Below are 17,605 nucleotides of genomic sequence, written 5' to 3' on the forward strand. Positions count from 1 at the left end.
CTTTAGGGGAGCATATCAGTTTGCTGACAGGCTTTTTTCAGCTTTTGCCGCATATGTAAGGCCGGCCTCATCCATGATTAGTTTCCTATAGGCAGCTATTTTTATTGGTATTCCTGCAAAATTTCCTTTAATGTAAAGGACAGGGCATGATATACGTAAAGGCAGACCATCAGGGACGGAAATCCGAACCTTGTTCCGTCTTCATCCGGAAGAAGCGGCATTTTCAGCTTAGAATCGATATGGACGTCGGCGAATGCAGCGATCGGCGCGCCGTCTTTTCCCGAAGGGGATACGGCCACGAGCCCGACCCCTTTTTCATTCAGCTTTTCCGCCATGTTCAGCTCGTTTTCATCCGCTGAAGCCGCACAGAACATCAGCACTTTGTCCGCCGTTTGAAAAGCCGGCCAGTTTTCTTCATCCTGCGGAAGCGGTTTGACGGAAGGAAACGGTTCAGAACTGTAAAGCGCTTCTTTTAAAATGCCCTCCAATTCATTTTTTCCATATACATAAACCGAGTGGTCGCTGATGACCGCCTGAGCCAACAGCCGGGCTCCGTCTTCGATCGATTGGGCTTCCCCCTCTTGAATCCGATTGAAGATTCCCGACAATTGAGTGGTGAAAATTTTAAGCAAGCTGACTCCTCCTTTTTTACTGTCTGTTCATTATATAACAAAAGAGAATCATGGGAAAAATCCTCTAAATATGTCGCAAACTTAAATTTTTTAATTAAAGGAAAAGGGAAAAACAAAACAGAATAGATAAACTACTGCTTAATTTTGGCGAAAATTATAATTATAGAGGTGTAGAAAAATGAATGAAAAGATTTTAATTGTCGATGACCAGTACGGGATTCGGGTTTTGCTTAATGAGGTTTTCAATAAAGAAGGGTACAAAACCTTCCAGGCCGCAAACGGAATCCAGGCTCTCGATATTGTCAAAAAAGAACGGCCCGACCTGGTTTTGCTTGATATGAAAATACCGGGAATGGATGGAATCGAAATTTTAAAAAGAATGAAAGTCATAGATGAAGGCATCCGCGTCATTATTATGACGGCGTACGGAGAGCTCGACATGATTCAGGAATCAAAGGAGCTGGGCGCCCTGACCCACTTTGCAAAGCCTTTTGACATCGATGAAATCCGCGATGCGGTCAAAACGTATCTTCCCATTAAATCCAACGGCTGACAGAACGAAAAGTTTTTGATCTTGTCACAAGCGATGATGTTGCCGATTTGTCGATAAATTGTTATTCTATATAAGTAGAGAAAAGCTATCTAACGTTTAATGAACAAAACATTTTACATATGGCAGGTTTTTCTGGTCATGCTAGATAGGTGAGGAAGCTTTTTTCGAAAAAAGCAAATCAGGCTACATAAGGAGGACTTTCGACATGCCTTTAGTATCTATGACGGAAATGTTGAACAAAGCAAAAGAGAACGGATATGCTGTCGGACAATTTAATCTAAATAACCTTGAGTTTACACAAGCGATTTTACAGGCTGCTGAAGAAGAAAAATCCCCTGTTATCCTTGGCGTATCTGAAGGTGCCGGACGCTACATGGGCGGATTCAAAACCGTCGTTGCGATGGTAAAAGCGCTGATGGAGGAATACAAAGTGACCGTTCCGGTTGCGATCCATTTAGACCACGGTTCAAGCTTCGAATCTTGCGCCAAAGCGATCCATGCGGGATTCACTTCAGTTATGATCGACGCTTCCCACCATCCTTTTGAAGAGAACGTTGCAACAACTGCAAAAGTGGTTGAGCTTGCTCATTTCCACGGTGTCTCAGTTGAAGCTGAGCTTGGAACTGTAGGCGGACAGGAAGACGATGTCGTTGCTGACGGCGTCATCTACGCAGATCCAAATGAATGTAAGGAGCTTGTTAAGCGCACAGGCATCGACTGCCTTGCACCTGCATTAGGTTCGGTTCACGGCCCTTACAAAGGCGAGCCAAACCTTGGCTTCAAAGAAATGGAAGAAATCGGAAAAACAACTGGTCTTCCGCTCGTTCTTCACGGCGGCACAGGCATTCCGACTGCCGACATTAAGAAAGCAATTTCTTTGGGTACGGCAAAAATCAACGTGAACACTGAAAACCAAATCGCTTCCGCGAAAGCTGTTCGCGAAACGCTGGCTGCAAAACCGGAAGAGTACGATCCGCGCAAATACCTCGGACCTGCTCGCGATGCGATCAAAGAAACGGTTATCGGCAAAATGCGCGAATTTGGTTCTTCAAACAAAGCATAATGACATTTTGAAAAACGTCCGCTTCTCCGTGGAGCAGGGCGTTTTCGGGGAGACACAAGTTTCCCGCCCGGTTAAAAGCCGCCTGGTAGCGACAGGCGGTTTTATCCATATCATCCGGAAAGCGCAAACATGTTCCACAGTTCAGACATTTTCATGACAGGAGGTTTTATCAATATGCTGTTTTTTATTGATACCGCAAATATTAACGAAATCAAAGAGGCTCATTCTCTCGGCGTGCTTGCAGGGGTTACGACAAACCCCAGCTTAGTGGCAAAAGAAAACGTTTCGTTCCATGATCGCCTGCGTGAAATTACCGAGGTGGTTTCAGGTTCCGTCAGCGCTGAGGTTATTTCCCTGAAAGCGGAAGAGATGATTGAAGAAGGAAAAGAACTTGCGAAAATAGCGCCGAACATTACGGTGAAAATTCCGATGACGCCGGACGGTCTGAAAGCCGTTAAAGCGTTGACAGATCTCGGCATCAAAACAAATGTAACGCTGATCTTCAGCGCAAACCAGGCGCTTTTGGCAGCAAGGGCGGGCGCTACTTATGTTTCCCCGTTCCTCGGGCGGCTGGATGACATCGGTCATAACGGCCTTGATCTCATCAGCGAAGTCAAACAGATTTTTGATGTGCACGGTTTGGATACGCAAATCATCGCCGCATCAATCCGCCATCCGCAGCACGTGACAGAAGCTGCATTAAGAGGGGCGCACATCGGCACGATGCCGCTGAAAGTCATTTACCAGCTGGCGAAGCACCCGCTGACTGATAAAGGAATCGAGCAGTTTTTAGCTGACTGGAATAAATAAAGCAAAGAGGCTGAATGTGAGTGGCAAGTGGAGGCGATCCCTCCGTTTGTCACCATTTTGTCTTGCAAAGAGAATTGACGGTTTTAACGCAGAGAACCTTGCCGCGCGAGAGCCCCGCAATATCTTCCTGATAAATTTTGAAATGTGTTGTATTCTTTCTCTTTTAATTGGATAGATTTTGAAAAGAACCATCTATTTTTAGTTAAATCATTGTACGCTCCATTAGCTATCTTCTTTAAGGAAGGAGACGATCATGGAAAAGTTAAATATAGCTGGTGGCGATCCTTTAAATGGAACAGTGCATATAAGCGGAGCCAAAAACAGCGCTGTCGCACTCATCCCCGCAACAATTTTGGCTGATTCGACGGTTACCCTTGAAGGCCTTCCCCACATATCCGATATTCTCACGCTTCGAGATCTGCTGAGGGAGATCGGCGGGAATGTTCATTTCGAAAAGGGAGAAATGGTCGTTGATCCTGCACCGATGATCAGCATGCCCTTGCCGAACGGGAAAGTCAAACAGCTTCGGGCTTCTTACTACTTGATGGGAGCGATGCTCGGCCGCTTTAAAAAGGCGGTTATCGGCCTTCCTGGAGGCTGCCATCTCGGTCCGAGGCCGATTGATCAGCATATCAAAGGTTTTGAAGCGCTCGGAGCAGAAGTGACGAATGAACAAGGTGCGATTTATTTGCGTGCAGAGGAATTAAAGGGCGCGAGAATTTATCTTGATGTCGTCAGTGTTGGAGCAACGATCAACATTATGCTGGCTGCAGTACTCGCCAAAGGCAGAACCGTGATTGAAAATGCTGCGAAGGAACCGGAAATCATCGATGTTGCCACCCTGTTAACGAGCATGGGGGCAAAAATCAAAGGAGCCGGAACGGATGTGATTCGCATCGAAGGCGTCGAATCTCTTCACGGCTGCCGCCACTCGATTATTCCGGACCGGATTGAAGCCGGGACCTTCATGATTGCAGCTGCTTCCATGGGGCAGGAAGTGCTGATTGATAATGTGATACCGACGCATTTGGAATCATTGATCGCCAAGCTTCGCGAGATGGGCGTTCGAATCGAGGAGAGCAGCGAGCAGATTCTGATGATCGGCGGACAGAAGGAGCTGAAGCCGGTCGACCTTAAAACGCTCGTGTATCCGGGATTCCCGACGGATTTGCAGCAGCCGATGACTTCGCTTTTAACGAAGGCAAACGGGACAAGCGTTGTCACCGACACCATTTATTCCGCGCGCTTTAAGCATATTGACGAGCTGCGGCGGATGGGTGCATCGATGAAGGTTGAGGGAAGATCGGCGATCATTACGGGGCCAGTTCCCCTTCAAGGCGCAAAAGTAAAAGCGAGCGATCTCAGAGCCGGAGCCTGTCTCGTCGTGGCCGGACTGATGGCGGAAGGAATCACCGAAATTACCGGTCTTGAACACCTTGACAGAGGATACAGCATGCTCGAGGAAAAGCTGACAAACCTCGGTGCGACGGTCTGGCGCGAGAAGCTGACAGATCAGGAAATTGAGCAGCTCCAGAATTCCTAGCGGATGAAAACAACGAATGATCATACACAAACCGATTTTAGGGTGAGAGGAGATTAGATAGGAATGGAAAGAAGCTTATCAATGGAACTTGTACGTGTAACGGAGGCGGCGGCGCTGAAGTCGGCCCGTTGGATGGGAAGGGGTAAAAAAGACGAAGCGGATGACGCGGCCACAAGTGCCATGAGGGATGTATTTGACACCATTCCGATGAAGGGGACGGTCGTCATCGGGGAAGGCGAAATGGATGAAGCTCCTATGCTTTATATCGGAGAAAAGCTTGGGAACGGCTATGGCCCCCGTGTGGACGTAGCGGTTGACCCCCTTGAGGGGACAAATATCGTGGCGAGCGGCGGCTGGAATGCTCTCGCCGTTATCGCTGTAGCTGATCACGGGAATTTGCTCAATGCGCCTGACATGTATATGGATAAGATCGCCGTGGGCCCCGAAGCGGTCGGCTGCATCGATATTGAGGCGCCTGTGATTGATAATTTGAAGGCTGTGGCGAAAGCGAAAAACAAAGATATCGAAGATGTCGTGGCGACCATTTTGAACCGTCCGCGCCATGAGAAGATCATTCATGAACTCCGGGAAGCCGGCGCGAGGATCAAGCTGATCAATGACGGCGATGTAGCCGCAGCGATCAACACTGCTTTTGACCATACGGGCGTTGATATTTTATTCGGATCAGGAGGCGCGCCGGAAGGGGTTTTATCCGCAGTTGCCCTGAAAGCCCTCGGAGGAGAAATCCACGGGAAGCTGCTTCCGCAAAATGAAGAAGAGCTTAAACGATGCGAGAAAATGGGTCTTGATACGTCAAAAGTGCTTCGGATGGAGGACCTCGTCAAAGGCGATGATGCGATTTTTGCCGCGACGGGCGTGACGGACGGAGAGCTGCTGCGCGGCGTCCAATTTAAAGGATCTGTCGGAACCACGCACAGCGTCGTCATGAGGGCAAAATCAGGAACCGTCCGATTTGTAGACGGAAGACACAGTCTCAAGAAAAAACCGAACTTGGTCATCCGGCCTTAAAGGGAAAGAAAAAGCGGGGAATATTAACCCGCTTTTCCCCTGTATATAGCCATATGAATTGAACGAATATCGATCCTCTGATACAATTCAGGCAGCCTTCGTTTTCAAAACAGGGTCATCTCTATCAATTTTATGTCAAAACACAAATCAAGTTGAATATGATCGTCAAATAAGGTAAAAATAAAGAGTGCTGCGAAATTTGTTCCGGGCACCCCGAAGAGGGAGCCAAAATTCCTGCCGCATCAACACGATATGCGATAAAATCTTCTCTTGTTTCAGTCCTCGCTTCTTTCTCGACCATACTTATAATCCTTTTCAATTCGACGATATATATGGGTGGAAGCGTTGCCGATAGAAGCTGAATCGGCTGTATCAATAAAATCGTCTCTTTTAGTATGCTAATGGGACGAAAGCAAATATTTATGAAGCGTGGTGTTCTTAGTGAAAGATGTATCCATTTCATCTTTGGAAAATATGAAATTAAAAGAGCTGTATGAGCTGGCAAGGCACTATAAAATCTCGTATTACAGCAAACTGACAAAAAAAGAGCTGATTTTTGCCATTCTGAAGGCCAATGCCGAACAGGAAGATCTTCTGTTTATGGAAGGCGTCTTGGAAATCATCCAGTCGGAAGGCTTTGGATTCTTGAGGCCGATTAATTATTCCCCGAGCTCAGAGGATATCTACATTTCCGCATCCCAAATCCGCCGTTTCGATTTGAGAAACGGTGATAAAGTATCCGGGAAGGTCCGACCTCCAAAAGAAAATGAACGGTACTACGGTCTGCTCCACGTTGAAGCCGTCAACGGAGATGACCCCGAATCAGCCAAAGAACGCGTGCATTTTCCGGCCTTAACGCCTCTGTACCCGGATCGCCAAATGGTGCTGGAAACGAAGCCTAATCATCTGTCAACACGCATCATGGACATGATGGCGCCTGTCGGCTTTGGCCAGCGCGGTTTAATTGTCGCTCCGCCTAAAGCGGGTAAAACGATCCTGTTAAAAGAAATCGCTAACAGCATCACGACCAATCATCCGGAAGCAGAGCTGATCGTGCTTCTGATTGATGAAAGACCTGAAGAAGTCACCGATATTGAACGCTCTGTGGCCGGTGACGTTGTCAGCTCGACGTTTGACGAAGTGCCGGAAAACCATATTAAAGTGGCCGAACTCGTATTGGAACGTGCCATGAGGCTCGTCGAGCATAAAAAAGACGTCGTCATTTTAATGGACAGCATTACAAGACTGGCCCGCGCGTACAATTTAGTCATTCCGCCAAGCGGCAGAACCTTGTCAGGGGGAATTGACCCAGGGGCATTCCACCGTCCGAAACGCTTCTTTGGGGCAGCCCGGAACATTGAAGAGGGCGGAAGCTTAACGATATTGGCAACAGCTCTCGTCGACACGGGTTCACGCATGGATGACGTCATTTATGAAGAGTTTAAAGGAACAGGCAACATGGAGCTTCACCTTGACCGTTCTCTTGCAGAAAGAAGAATTTTTCCTGCCATTGATATCCGCCGTTCGGGTACGCGCAAAGAAGAGCTTCTCGTTCCGAAAGAACATCTTGACCGCCTGTGGTCCATTCGCAAAACGATGTCAGACACGCCGGACTTTGTCGAGAAATTCATGAGAAAAATGAAAAAAACCAAATCAAATCAGGAATTCTTCGATATGCTGATCCAGGAATGGAAACAGTCCAACATGTCAGCTGCAAGACGCTAAACTTTCGTTTGCAAAACATCCGGAACGCTGTTATAATTCTATCATGTGCGTTCCGGAGATTTTGTCCGGAATAATAACTCTGTTTCCGAATTGGATTCAGGGCGGAAGGAGATGACAGACATGAAAGCAGGAATTCATCCTAATTTCAAAAGAGCAACAGTGAAATGCGCTTGTGGAAACGAATTTGAAACAGGTTCAGTAAAAGAAGAGGTACGCGTTGAGATTTGTTCTGAATGCCATCCGTTCTACACTGGCCGCCAAAAATTCGCTTCTGCTGATGGTCGTGTTGATCGCTTTAATAAAAAATACGGTCTTAAGTAATAATAGATACTACCAACAGGCAGGAATTGTTTCTTGCCTGTTTTTTACGTGCCGAAAATCGCTGGAGAGGGGTTATAGTTGAATGTACGTCATGAAGCAAAGCGGCTGGCTCGAACTCATCTGCGGAAGCATGTTCTCGGGCAAATCGGAAGAGCTGATCCGCCGGGTCAAAAGGGCGACCTTTGCAAAGCAGGAAGTGAAAGTGTTCAAGCCTGCGATCGATAATCGCTACAGCCGCGATTCCATCGTGTCTCATAATGGGACAGCCATTGTGTGCCACTCAATCACGTCTCCAAAAGAAATATTCGAACACATTAGCGAAAAAACGGATGTGATCGGCGTTGATGAAGTGCAGTTTTTTGATGAAACGATTGTCACAGCTTTAAACACCCTTGCCGATCAAGGTTACCGCGTCATTGCCGCCGGACTTGATCAAGATTTTCGCGGAGAGCCGTTCGGCGTTGTACCGGATCTCATGGCTTTGGCGGAAACGGTGACAAAGTTGCAAGCAGTATGTTCTGTATGCGGCTCACCTGCAAGCAGGACACAAAGGCTGATCAATGGAAAACCGGCCTCATATCACGATCCGATTATTCTGGTGGGCGCATCTGAAGCGTATGAAGCGCGCTGCCGTCATCACCATGAAGTTCCGGGTAAACCTGAATAGATTTTTTCAGGGAAACATCAAATACGTTTTGCAGAAAAAAATGGGGGAAAACACTTGGTAATAACAAGTGTTTTTTTTATTGAGTCCATATTATGGGATTAAGTGTAATTAAAAAACTTATTTAAGAATACGAAAAAATTATCTAATTTTCATCGCTTGAATTATGACAAAAGCAGGCATAAAATGACTTACTGTAGTAACAAAAATGTAAATAGATTTTAGGTATTGTTCAGATTATTGTCAAAAACGCGCGTACACATTTGACAAATCCAAGTGGAGAAGACAAATGCCTCTATCAGTCAGAGTAATTATTTCACCTTATTAACATTTTGAGAAAGAAGGTAATTAGCGTGAATAACATGAAAAGAACGAAGGAAGGATACTTAGAAACTTCTTTAAGAGGAAAAGACGTACTATCGATTCCTGCGTTAAATAAAGGGGTTGCATTTTCTCCTGAAGAGAGAAAGGATCTCGGCCTTGAAGGTTTGCTGCCTCCAACAGTACTTAGTCTTGACCAGCAGGCGGAACGTGCTTATGAACAATTTTCGAAACAGCCTGACCGTCTTCGCCAAAACGTATACTTAAACGACCTTCAAAACCGAAACGAAGTTCTATTTTATAAATTATTGCAAAATCACCTGCGCGAAATGCTTCCGGTTGTTTATACACCGACTGTCGGGGAGGCGATTCAAGAATACAGCCATGAATATCGCAGACCGCACGGTGTCTATTTATCTATCGATGATATTGACGGCATTGAAACAGCGTTTAAAAACCTTCAAGCTTCAGCCGATGATATCGATTTGATCGTTGCAACAGACTCTGAAAGCATTCTCGGCATCGGCGACTGGGGTGTCGGAGGCATCAATATTGCGATCGGTAAGCTTGCCGTTTACACAGCAGCAGCTGGAATCGATCCAAATCGCGTAATTCCGGTTGTGCTTGATGTCGGAACGAACAACGAAAAGCTTCTGAACGATCCGTTATACATCGGAAACCGCCATCCTCGCGTAGAGGGCGAGCGCTATGACGAATTCATAGATGCTTATGTCAACACAGCATTAAAATTATTCCCTAATGCGCTTCTGCACTGGGAAGATTTTGGGAATAAAAACGCCCGCAAAATTATGGGTAAATATACTGATAAGATTTCAACGTTTAATGATGATATCCAAGGAACAGGTGCGGTTACGCTGGCGGCTGTTTTAGCGGCTGTTAAGAGAACCGGCACATCATTAAAAGATCATCGCGTCGTCATCTTCGGACCGGGTTCAGCCGGAATCGGAATTGCTGATCAGATCCGCGACACAATGGTTCTTGAAGGGCTGTCTGTTGAGGAAGCAAATCGGGCGTTCTGGACAGTCGATTACAGAGGATTGTTAGTCGAAGGCATGGACGATATCCGCGACTTCCAAGAACCATATTTGCGCAAAACGGACGAAGTGGCTGACTGGAAACGCAACGAAAAAGGCGAGATTTCTTTCGAAGAAGTCGTTCGCCAAGTGAAGCCGACGATCTTAATCGGAACATCCGGTGTGGCGGGAGCCTTCACTGAAGAAATCGTCAAAGAAATGGCGGCTCATACTGAACGTCCGGTTATTATGCCGATGTCCAACCCGACACCGCTTGCTGAAGCTGTTCCTGAAGACCTGTTCAAATGGACTGACGGAAAAGCGCTGGTCGCAACGGGAAGCCCGTTCGAGCCTGTCAATTACAACGGTGTAGCGCACGAAATCGGACAATCCAACAACGCTTTTGTATTCCCTGGACTGGGACTTGGAACGATCGTCGCAAAAGCGAAATTGATTACCAACGGAATGTTTGCAGCATCCGCAAATGCAGTTGCAAAAATGGTTGATAATGAGAAGCCTGGCGCAGGGCTTCTTCCAAAAATTGACGATCTCCAAGCCGTGTCCATTCAAGTGGCAATAGATGTTGTCAAAGCAGCTATTGAAGACGGAGTGGCACAAGTTCAGCCGGAAGATGTCGAAAAAGCAGTGCGCGATGCAATGTGGCGCCCGGAATACAAAACAATTGTTGCAAAACGCGACTAATATTTTTGATAGAGGAAATGATAAATGTAAATTCGGCGGCTGCGGCAGATATCCTGTTCGAACGCCGCCGTTACAAAACGGCTGAGGTCTTTGGACATTGCGTCCATGGCCTAAAGCCATTAAAGAGGGATCGGCAGCTTTGGACTCGCCTCCAAAGACCGCCGTTATTAAGTCCTTAAATAGGACAACATAGAGGAGGAAACAGCTGTGAGCTTTTTAAATATTTTAATCCTCCTTGCGCCAATATTTTTTGTTATTGCGCTGGGATGGTTTGCGGGTCATTTTGGAAGTTATGATGCTAAATCAGCAAAAGGGGTAAGTACGCTCGTTACGAAATATGCGCTTCCTGCTCACTTTGTGTCAAGCATCTTATCTACGCCGAAAGATAAATTTTATAGTCAAATTCCGTTGATGATTTCATTGATTGTCGGTATCGTCGGTTTTTACGTCATTATTTTACTTATTTTAAGATTTTTGTTTAAATACGATTTAACGGATGCTTCAATGTTTTCATTAAACTCTGCCCAGCCGACATTCGCTTTTATGGGAATTCCTGTTTTGGGAAGCTTGTTCGGAATGCAGGAAGTTGCGATTCCGATCGCGATTACAGGAATCGTCGTCAATGCAATGCTCGATCCTTTGGCAATTATCGTAGGTACTGTAGGGCGTTCGTCTAAAAAACAAGACGAAAACAGCAACGAGAGCATTTGGAAAGTGACAGGAAAATCCATTTTGCACGGTTTGTCTGAGCCGCTTGCTTTTGCGCCGCTCGCAAGTATCATTCTTGTACTATTAGGTCTGCAAATTCCTGAATTGCCGCAGAAAATGCTTGATATGCTCGGAGACACAACGTCTGGTATCGCTCTGTTCGCAGTCGGTGTAACAGTCGGTATCCGCAATATCAAATTCAGCGTGCCTGCATTGAGCATCGCCTTGTTAAAGGTCGCTGCCCAGCCTGCCTTAATGTTTGTGATCGCCATGATTTTCGGTTTGTCTTCTGCCGACCTGACAAAAGCAGTGCTTCTTGTCGCATTCCCTGGTTCTGCAGTGGCTGCGATGATCGCTACAAACTTTGAAAGCCAGGAAGCGGAAACGGCATCTGCATTTGTGATCAGTGCGGTGCTGTCGATTATTTCACTGCCGATTTTAATCGCAATTACCGCTTAAAATAAAAAGCTTGCGAGCCGGTTACCGGCCTTGCAAGCTTTTTTTCTTTAAAAAGAGAAGATCGACTTAAACCTGCTTTTCGTTTTTTCTTCCCGTCTCGGGGGCGTGTCTTTTTCGATTTTACTGTTTTCCAATTCGCGTATTTTGAGTTCGAGTGCTTTGATGTGCTCCCGTTCTTCTTCGAGTTCGCGCCTTTGTTGAAGAAGCTGATAACTGACGACATCATCCGCTTTCTGCTCCAGCTTTCTTTCGAGTTCTGCGATTTTTTTCTGGAGCAGTTCCCGTTCAAGCTGTTCATGCCGCAAAAAGCGCTGCACCGTTTCTTCGATGGCTTGGCTGACGTGTTCCGGGGCGTTCGGCTGATCGGCATCATGCCTTTTGACCAGGAACCTTTTTTTAGGCCGATTCACCGTGACATCCTGCATAGGGGTTCCGTTTTTGAGCTGCTCTTTTACATCTTCCAAAACCGCGATGTCGTCATCAGTAAAGAAATAGTGGCCGAGCTCGTTTCGGGAAGCGGGCAATTGCAGATGTTTGACCCAGCGCTGCACCGTTTTTGTTGAGACGCCGAGTTTCTTTGCCGCATCGGACGTATTCATGGTCATTCCTCCTTTTGAATCTGTAGCTTTAATCTAACAGGGGTATTCGACCCGAATGGGAAGCTTCCTTCCCGTTAGACAAAAGAAGAAGGGATTCGGCAAAGAAATCGGTTTTTCTCCAGACTGTCCAAGCCTTATGCTTCATACAGCTCGAGAGGCAGGCCGTCGGGATCGGAGAAAAACGTAAACCGTTTGCCGGTTTCGGGGTCGGTGCGGACTGCTTCTGCCGTTATGCCTTTTTCCAGCAGTTTTGAGACGGCATGGTCGAGGTCGTCTGCCGCAAAAGCCAAATGGCGGAGGCCGGCCGCTTCAGGACGTGTCACGCGTTCAGGCGGATTCGGAAACGAAAACAGTTCAATGACGTACCGGCCGTTTAATGCGAGATCGAGCTTATGCGAATCTCTGTCTTTTCGATAAGTTTCGGCGATGATCTCAAGGCCGAGCTTGTCGACATAAAATGCTTTTGAGGCTTCATAATCTGAGCAGATAATGGCGATGTGATGGATCGATTTCAGCATGGGAAAAGCTCCTTTTTTCTTAACAGTATAACAAATCCTATGATTTGCCATGTGGTTTTGACGGGGAAGCCCCCCTATACTATAATTAGAATGTTACGCACAGCAAACAGAGGTGAAGAGCGTGTTAGACCGTTTAAAATCAATAGAAGACCGTTACGAAAAATTAAATGAACTGTTAAGCGATCCGGAGGTCGTAAACGATCCGAAGAAGCTTAGAGAATATTCAAAAGAACAATCTGATCTGCAGGAAACAGTTGAGGTATATAGACGTTATCGAAACGCATCCGAGCAGCTGGATGATGCGAAGGTGATGCTTGAAGAAAAGCTTGATCAAGAGATGCGCGAGATGGTAAAAGAAGAGATTTCAGAGCTGCAGGAAGAAATCGAAACGCTGACAGACAAGCTGAAGGTCCTGCTTATTCCGAAAGATCCGAACGATGACAAAAACGTCATTATGGAAATCCGCGGCGCGGCTGGCGGTGAGGAAGCGGCTTTATTTGCCGGAAACCTGTACCGGATGTACACCCGCTATGCCGAGCTGCAAGGCTGGAAAACAGAAGTGATGGAGGCCAATGTGACCGGCACGGGCGGCTATAAAGAGATTATTTTTATGATCAATGGAAACGGAGCGTACTCAAGGCTTAAGTATGAGAACGGTGCACACCGCGTACAGCGTGTTCCTGAAACCGAATCCGGAGGGCGGATCCATACGTCGACGGCAACCGTTGCCTGTCTCCCGGAAGCGGAGGAAGTCGAAGTCGAAATCCATGAGAAAGATATTCGCGTCGATACTTTCGCCTCAAGCGGACCGGGGGGACAAAGCGTAAACACGACGATGTCCGCCGTCCGCCTGACGCACATTCCGACGGGGGTTGTCGTCTCATGCCAAGATGAGAAATCACAAATTAAAAACAAGGAAAAAGCGATGAAGGTATTGCGCGCGCGGATTTATGACAAATTCCAGCAAGAGGCGCAGGCTGAATATGATCAAAACCGTAAATCGGCGGTCGGTACGGGAGACCGTTCCGAGCGTATCCGCACGTACAATTTTCCGCAAAACCGCGTGACGGATCACCGCATCGGCCTTACGATTCAGAAGCTCGACCAAATACTCGAAGGCAAGCTTGATGAAGTGATTGACGCCCTGATTGTTGAGGATCAGGCAAGCAAGCTTCAACAGTCGGAGAGCTAAGATGAAAACGGTTTTCGAAGCCCTCAAGTGGGCTTCTTCTTATTTAATTGAAGCGGGCAGAGATCAAAACGCCGCGGAAATTTTGCTGACAGATCAGCTGAACATCGACCGCAGCAAACTGCTGGCAAGCTTCCATGATGTCATATCAGAATCTGATTTTTTGAAGTTTAAAAAGTCTGTCGAGCTTCATCGTCAAGGAGTGCCTGTTCAATATATCACCGGAAAAGAGTCCTTTTACGGACGGGAATTTTCGGTAAATGAACACGTTCTGATTCCGCGTCCTGAAACAGAGGAGGTCGTTGAAGCGGTTCTTTCCGAAGCGGAAAGAGTTTTTCCCGGAACGGAGCGCCTTAAAGCCGTCGACGTCGGTACTGGGAGCGGGGCGATTGCGGTGACCCTTGCGCTTGAGAGCCCGCGTTTTTCCGTTACGGCGACGGATATTTCGGAACAGGCTTTAAGTACGGCAAGACACAACGCTTGCCGGCTTGGAGCGAAAGTGGATTTCATCGGCGGCGATTTACTTGAGCCGCTTATCAAGCAAAACAAAAAAGCGGATGTCATTGTGTCGAATCCTCCTTATATATCTGAGGAAGACATGAGGACGCTGTCCGATGTCGTCCGTCTTCATGAACCTGCGGGAGCCTTGACGGACGGTGCTGACGGATTGCAGTTTTATAAGCGTTTCATGAAAGAAATTCCTTTTGTCATTGGAGATAAAGCGCTGGTTGTTTTTGAAATCGGCTGGACGCAGGGGAGCGCCGTCAGGGACATGTTTCACCGTTTCTTTCCTGATGCGGACGTCCAGGTGAAAAAGGACCTGAATGGAAAAGACCGAATCGTCTGCGCTGCAATCGAAAAAGGCCGGATGTCTCCGGCGCAATAAGAAGCAGATCGTCTGTTCAGGCGGTCTGCTTTTCTGTTTTCAAGAGGTGATTTTATCGGAATAAAATAAAAAATAGTTCAAGATTAATATATACCCTAAACAGATTGTCTTATTTTTAATGTAGGGGACAGTGTCACGACATTCCTCTGTAAGCTGCTTTCCCCACTCAGAAGGTTTACCATTGCACATACTGCTCTTTGAGCCAGCTCTTCAACAGGTATATCGATTGTCGTGATTTCCGGATCGGTCACCTCACAGATCGATTGATTGTCATATCCAAGCACTGCAAGCTGCTTTGGCACTTCATATTGATAATACAGGGCCCTTTTAATAATTCCTGCGGCCACTTGGTCGTTTCCCGTAAAAATGGCGGTCGGCTTTTCGGACATGTGGTGGATCTGGTCCATAATGCGGAAGCCGTCATGAATGGTAAATGCGTGGCTGAACATCCACTTCTCCTGGAAACGTAAACCTGCATCAGACAATGCTTTCATAAACCCTTCTTTTCTCATAATCTGGGCCTTGCTGTGTATCGTGTCACAGCAAAAGGCCATTAAATGATGCCCCTTTTGAATAAAAAGCTCCGTTCCTTTATATCCGGCTTCGAATTCGTCATAGCAGATCACCGGCACGTCCGCTTCGGCGTGGAATTCATTTGCCAAGACTGCGGGACCGTATTTGAGGTATTTTTTGATGACATCCCATTCATTTTCAAGGCTGCATAACATGACGCCGTCGACTTCTTTCCTCTTGAGCAGCTCCAGTACTTTCAGTTCATTCTGCTTTTGATAAAACGTCTGAAACACAATGACTTTGTATTGGTATTTCAGCGCCTCAGCGGACATATGCTTCATGAGCTGCGCGAAGAATGGGTGGTCCGCGTGAGGGACGGACACTGCGAGAAACATCGTTTTGTTGGATCTAAGCTTTCGTGCAGACATGTTCGGGATGTAGTCCAATTTTTCGATGACTTCCAAAACCCGCTTCCTTTTTTCTTCAGATACATAGGGATGATCGTTCAGTACCCTTGAAACAGTTGTTTTTGACACATTGCTTAATTTTGCAATTTCATCAATCGTAGGCATAAAATCACTTCCTGAAAAAAAGAGTTGTTATGGTATCGATTCCATCATTTAAGATATGTCATGAAATAGACAATTTCCTATGGGGTGAAATTGATGAAAACCGCAAGCGAAAACATGACTTGCACAAGCAAACAGCTATTTGTGCTTCTGAATGAATGATTTGAAGGAAGGGAAGCTCGCTTGTGAATGCCGTATAGACGACACACTGGCCAATCAAAAATGAAAAGAGACATGCTGCAGGACCAATTCGACATGACCGTCAATTTGCTGAACAGAATGGATTTCCCGCCCTCCAGAGTTGATTTTATGCCGCTTCATCAAATAATCTTAAAAGCTTATATTTAGCAGATCGTTATATTGTGCATTTGCAGCAGTATGAAGACAGAGGTCTGATCAAACTGCTGCAAATGACCGATGATCACGCATGGCATTTGTTTGCAATAAAAATAATAAACGGAAATCGAGACCGAGTCAAAGATATGATGCTTAAATTTCACAATGTCAAAACAGATATATACTACTCGATTTTATCCCATCATCAGCACAAATCGCTTCCGGTCACTGAATCAGTGCGTAAACAAATGCTTCAGCGTCCTCTCTATTCTGGACTTTACCGCAGAAGAACAAAAAAAGTAATGGAGGCTTTAATTGATGTCGTATCATGAAACACTTTCTTTTCACACCTTGCAGCAAGTAAACAAACCGAAGTACGCCGTATTTTGCGATTTTGATGAGACATATTTCGCCCACAGCATCACCGATGAATCGAGAAAAGCGCTTATGGACCTTGAAACATTTATTCATTCGCACCATCTTGATCACAAGATTTTGCTCGGCTGGGTGACCGGGAGCAGCCTATCATCCGTTCTTGCAAAAATGAAGCGGGGAGGCTTTCGTTATCTTCCGCATTTTATAGCCAGTGATCTTGGCACTGACATCACCTATTTCTCTGAAGAAGGTCAAGACTCTGATGAAGATTGGGAAGCCCGATTGCAAGAATCAAATTTCTCCCATGAGCTTGTCGAAGAAATCATGCGGACTCTCTCTAAAAAATATGAGATTGCGCTTGTGCCTCAGACTCAGCATGGTTTTTCCCGCTATAAAATCAACTATTACTATACATCGTCGGATGAGAGCACAGATAAGAGAGCGCTTGAAGCCGTCAGGCGGCTTGCAAGAGAGCATGGAATAGGAGTGAATATCAACCGCTGCAACCCTTTGGCAGGCGATCCGGAAAACAGCTATGATGTGGACTTTATCCCCTTACGGACGGGCAAACCGTACATTGTGGATTTTATATTGGATAAATTCGAGATAGAGAGGAAGAATTCATTTGCTTTCGGCGACAGCGGAAACGATGTGGATATGCTTAAAAAAACCGGACATGGTTATCTGGTGGGGAATGCGACAGCGGAAGCCAAGTCGCTCCATTCCCGTATTACAGAAGGTAGCTATACGGCTGGAATTTTAGAAGTGCTAAAAGCCAATATCAAACGATAAGAAGTGTCCTTAAATGCACAAAAACCGATGAGTGCGGCTTTAGCATAGAGGTCAACTGCCAAAACGGCGTATTTTACTATCATTCGCGACAGAAAAATGAGTTTTCTGCTTAAGACTGGGCTAACCGAGCGGATGATAGCGATGCCGGACACGTGGCTGACAGACACTGAAAATGAATTTTACGGATGGGCCGATTCCTTCAGAGTTCAGCTGATCCAATGGATGAAGCAATTTCAACTCTCTTGCCACTTTTGAAGATGGATA

At 46.3% G+C, this 17,605-nt stretch carries 17 protein-coding genes and 1 pseudogene; 14 read left to right on the top strand and 4 right to left on the bottom strand.

Annotated features, from left to right (window positions below; genetic code table 11):
- Positions 1–101 precede the first annotated feature (101 nt).
- A complete protein-coding gene (locus V7126_RS00610; protein WP_046130281.1) occupies positions 102–632 on the bottom strand; it encodes a DUF2529 domain-containing protein in 531 nt (176 codons plus the stop codon).
- 178 nt (positions 633–810) lie between these two features.
- Between V7126_RS00610 and spo0F the strand changes: the two genes are divergently transcribed.
- From spo0F to V7126_RS00660, 10 genes are all read left to right on the top strand, one after another.
- Complete coding sequence (spo0F, locus tag V7126_RS00615) at positions 811–1,185, top strand: sporulation initiation phosphotransferase Spo0F (RefSeq protein WP_046130282.1); 375 nt, start codon at positions 811–813, stop codon at positions 1,183–1,185.
- Between the two features lie 205 nt (positions 1,186–1,390).
- Complete coding sequence (locus tag V7126_RS00620) at positions 1,391–2,248, top strand: class II fructose-bisphosphate aldolase (protein ID WP_046130283.1); 858 nt, start codon at positions 1,391–1,393, stop codon at positions 2,246–2,248.
- A gap of 174 nt (positions 2,249–2,422) precedes the next feature.
- Complete coding sequence (fsa, locus tag V7126_RS00625) at positions 2,423–3,058, top strand: fructose-6-phosphate aldolase (RefSeq protein WP_046130285.1); 636 nt, start codon at positions 2,423–2,425, stop codon at positions 3,056–3,058.
- 253 nt (positions 3,059–3,311) lie between these two features.
- Positions 3,312–4,601, top strand: coding sequence for a UDP-N-acetylglucosamine 1-carboxyvinyltransferase (locus V7126_RS00630; RefSeq protein WP_046130286.1), 1,290 nt, complete (start codon positions 3,312–3,314; stop codon positions 4,599–4,601).
- A gap of 63 nt (positions 4,602–4,664) precedes the next feature.
- On the top strand, positions 4,665–5,630 hold the full coding sequence (glpX, locus tag V7126_RS00635; RefSeq protein ID WP_046130287.1) for a class II fructose-bisphosphatase: 966 nt from the start codon (positions 4,665–4,667) through the stop codon (positions 5,628–5,630).
- 441 nt (positions 5,631–6,071) lie between these two features.
- Complete coding sequence (gene rho / locus V7126_RS00640) at positions 6,072–7,355, top strand: transcription termination factor Rho (protein WP_046130289.1); 1,284 nt, start codon at positions 6,072–6,074, stop codon at positions 7,353–7,355.
- Between the two features lie 120 nt (positions 7,356–7,475).
- Positions 7,476–7,676 (top strand): 50S ribosomal protein L31, encoded by a 201-nt coding sequence (rpmE, locus tag V7126_RS00645; RefSeq protein ID WP_006639435.1) that lies wholly within the window; start codon positions 7,476–7,478, stop codon positions 7,674–7,676.
- An 82-nt stretch (positions 7,677–7,758) separates the two neighbouring features.
- On the top strand, positions 7,759–8,343 hold the full coding sequence (locus V7126_RS00650) for a thymidine kinase (protein ID WP_175076684.1): 585 nt from the start codon (positions 7,759–7,761) through the stop codon (positions 8,341–8,343).
- A gap of 350 nt (positions 8,344–8,693) precedes the next feature.
- Entirely contained in the window at positions 8,694–10,397 is a 1,704-nt protein-coding gene (gene malS / locus V7126_RS00655) for an oxaloacetate-decarboxylating malate dehydrogenase (RefSeq protein ID WP_046130291.1), read from the top strand.
- A gap of 207 nt (positions 10,398–10,604) precedes the next feature.
- On the top strand, positions 10,605–11,564 hold the full coding sequence (locus V7126_RS00660) for an AEC family transporter (protein ID WP_046130292.1): 960 nt from the start codon (positions 10,605–10,607) through the stop codon (positions 11,562–11,564).
- 47 nt (positions 11,565–11,611) lie between these two features.
- Here the strand turns inward: V7126_RS00660 and racA are convergent, their stop codons facing one another.
- Both racA and gloA2 read right to left on the bottom strand, forming a co-directional pair.
- Positions 11,612–12,163 (bottom strand): chromosome-anchoring protein RacA, encoded by a 552-nt coding sequence (racA, locus tag V7126_RS00665; RefSeq protein WP_046130293.1) that lies wholly within the window; start codon positions 12,161–12,163, stop codon positions 11,612–11,614.
- A gap of 134 nt (positions 12,164–12,297) precedes the next feature.
- Complete coding sequence (gloA2, locus tag V7126_RS00670) at positions 12,298–12,681, bottom strand: SMU1112c/YaeR family gloxylase I-like metalloprotein (protein ID WP_046130294.1); 384 nt, start codon at positions 12,679–12,681, stop codon at positions 12,298–12,300.
- A gap of 121 nt (positions 12,682–12,802) precedes the next feature.
- Here gloA2 and prfA point away from each other — a divergent pair, with 121 nt between their 5' ends.
- Together prfA and prmC are read left to right on the top strand one after the other, a co-directional pair.
- Positions 12,803–13,873: a peptide chain release factor 1 gene (gene prfA, locus V7126_RS00675; protein ID WP_046130295.1), complete on the top strand. Its 1,071-nt coding sequence runs from the start codon at positions 12,803–12,805 to the stop codon at positions 13,871–13,873.
- A gap of 1 nt (position 13,874) precedes the next feature.
- Entirely contained in the window at positions 13,875–14,756 is an 882-nt protein-coding gene (gene prmC, locus V7126_RS00680; protein WP_046130296.1) for a peptide chain release factor N(5)-glutamine methyltransferase, read from the top strand.
- A gap of 95 nt (positions 14,757–14,851) precedes the next feature.
- Here prmC and V7126_RS00685 read toward each other — a convergent pair whose 3' ends face one another.
- Positions 14,852–15,841 carry a LacI family DNA-binding transcriptional regulator gene (locus tag V7126_RS00685; protein WP_046130297.1) on the bottom strand — a complete coding sequence of 330 codons (990 nt, stop codon included), beginning with the start codon at positions 15,839–15,841 and terminating at the stop codon, positions 14,852–14,854.
- Positions 15,842–16,194: 353 nt separating this feature from the next.
- Between V7126_RS00685 and V7126_RS00690 the strand changes: the two are divergent.
- Positions 16,195–16,506, top strand: a pseudogene (locus tag V7126_RS00690) (DegT/DnrJ/EryC1/StrS family aminotransferase); the annotation flags it as partial.
- A complete protein-coding gene (locus V7126_RS00695) occupies positions 16,493–17,341 on the top strand; it encodes an HAD-IIB family hydrolase (protein WP_046130299.1) in 849 nt (282 codons plus the stop codon). The pseudogene V7126_RS00690 and the gene V7126_RS00695, both read left to right, overlap by 14 nt.
- Positions 17,342–17,605 lie beyond the last annotated feature (264 nt).

The organism is Bacillus sp. JJ675 (genome assembly GCF_036963165.1).
In the GTDB taxonomy this organism is placed as follows: domain Bacteria; phylum Bacillota; class Bacilli; order Bacillales; family Bacillaceae; genus Bacillus; species Bacillus glycinifermentans.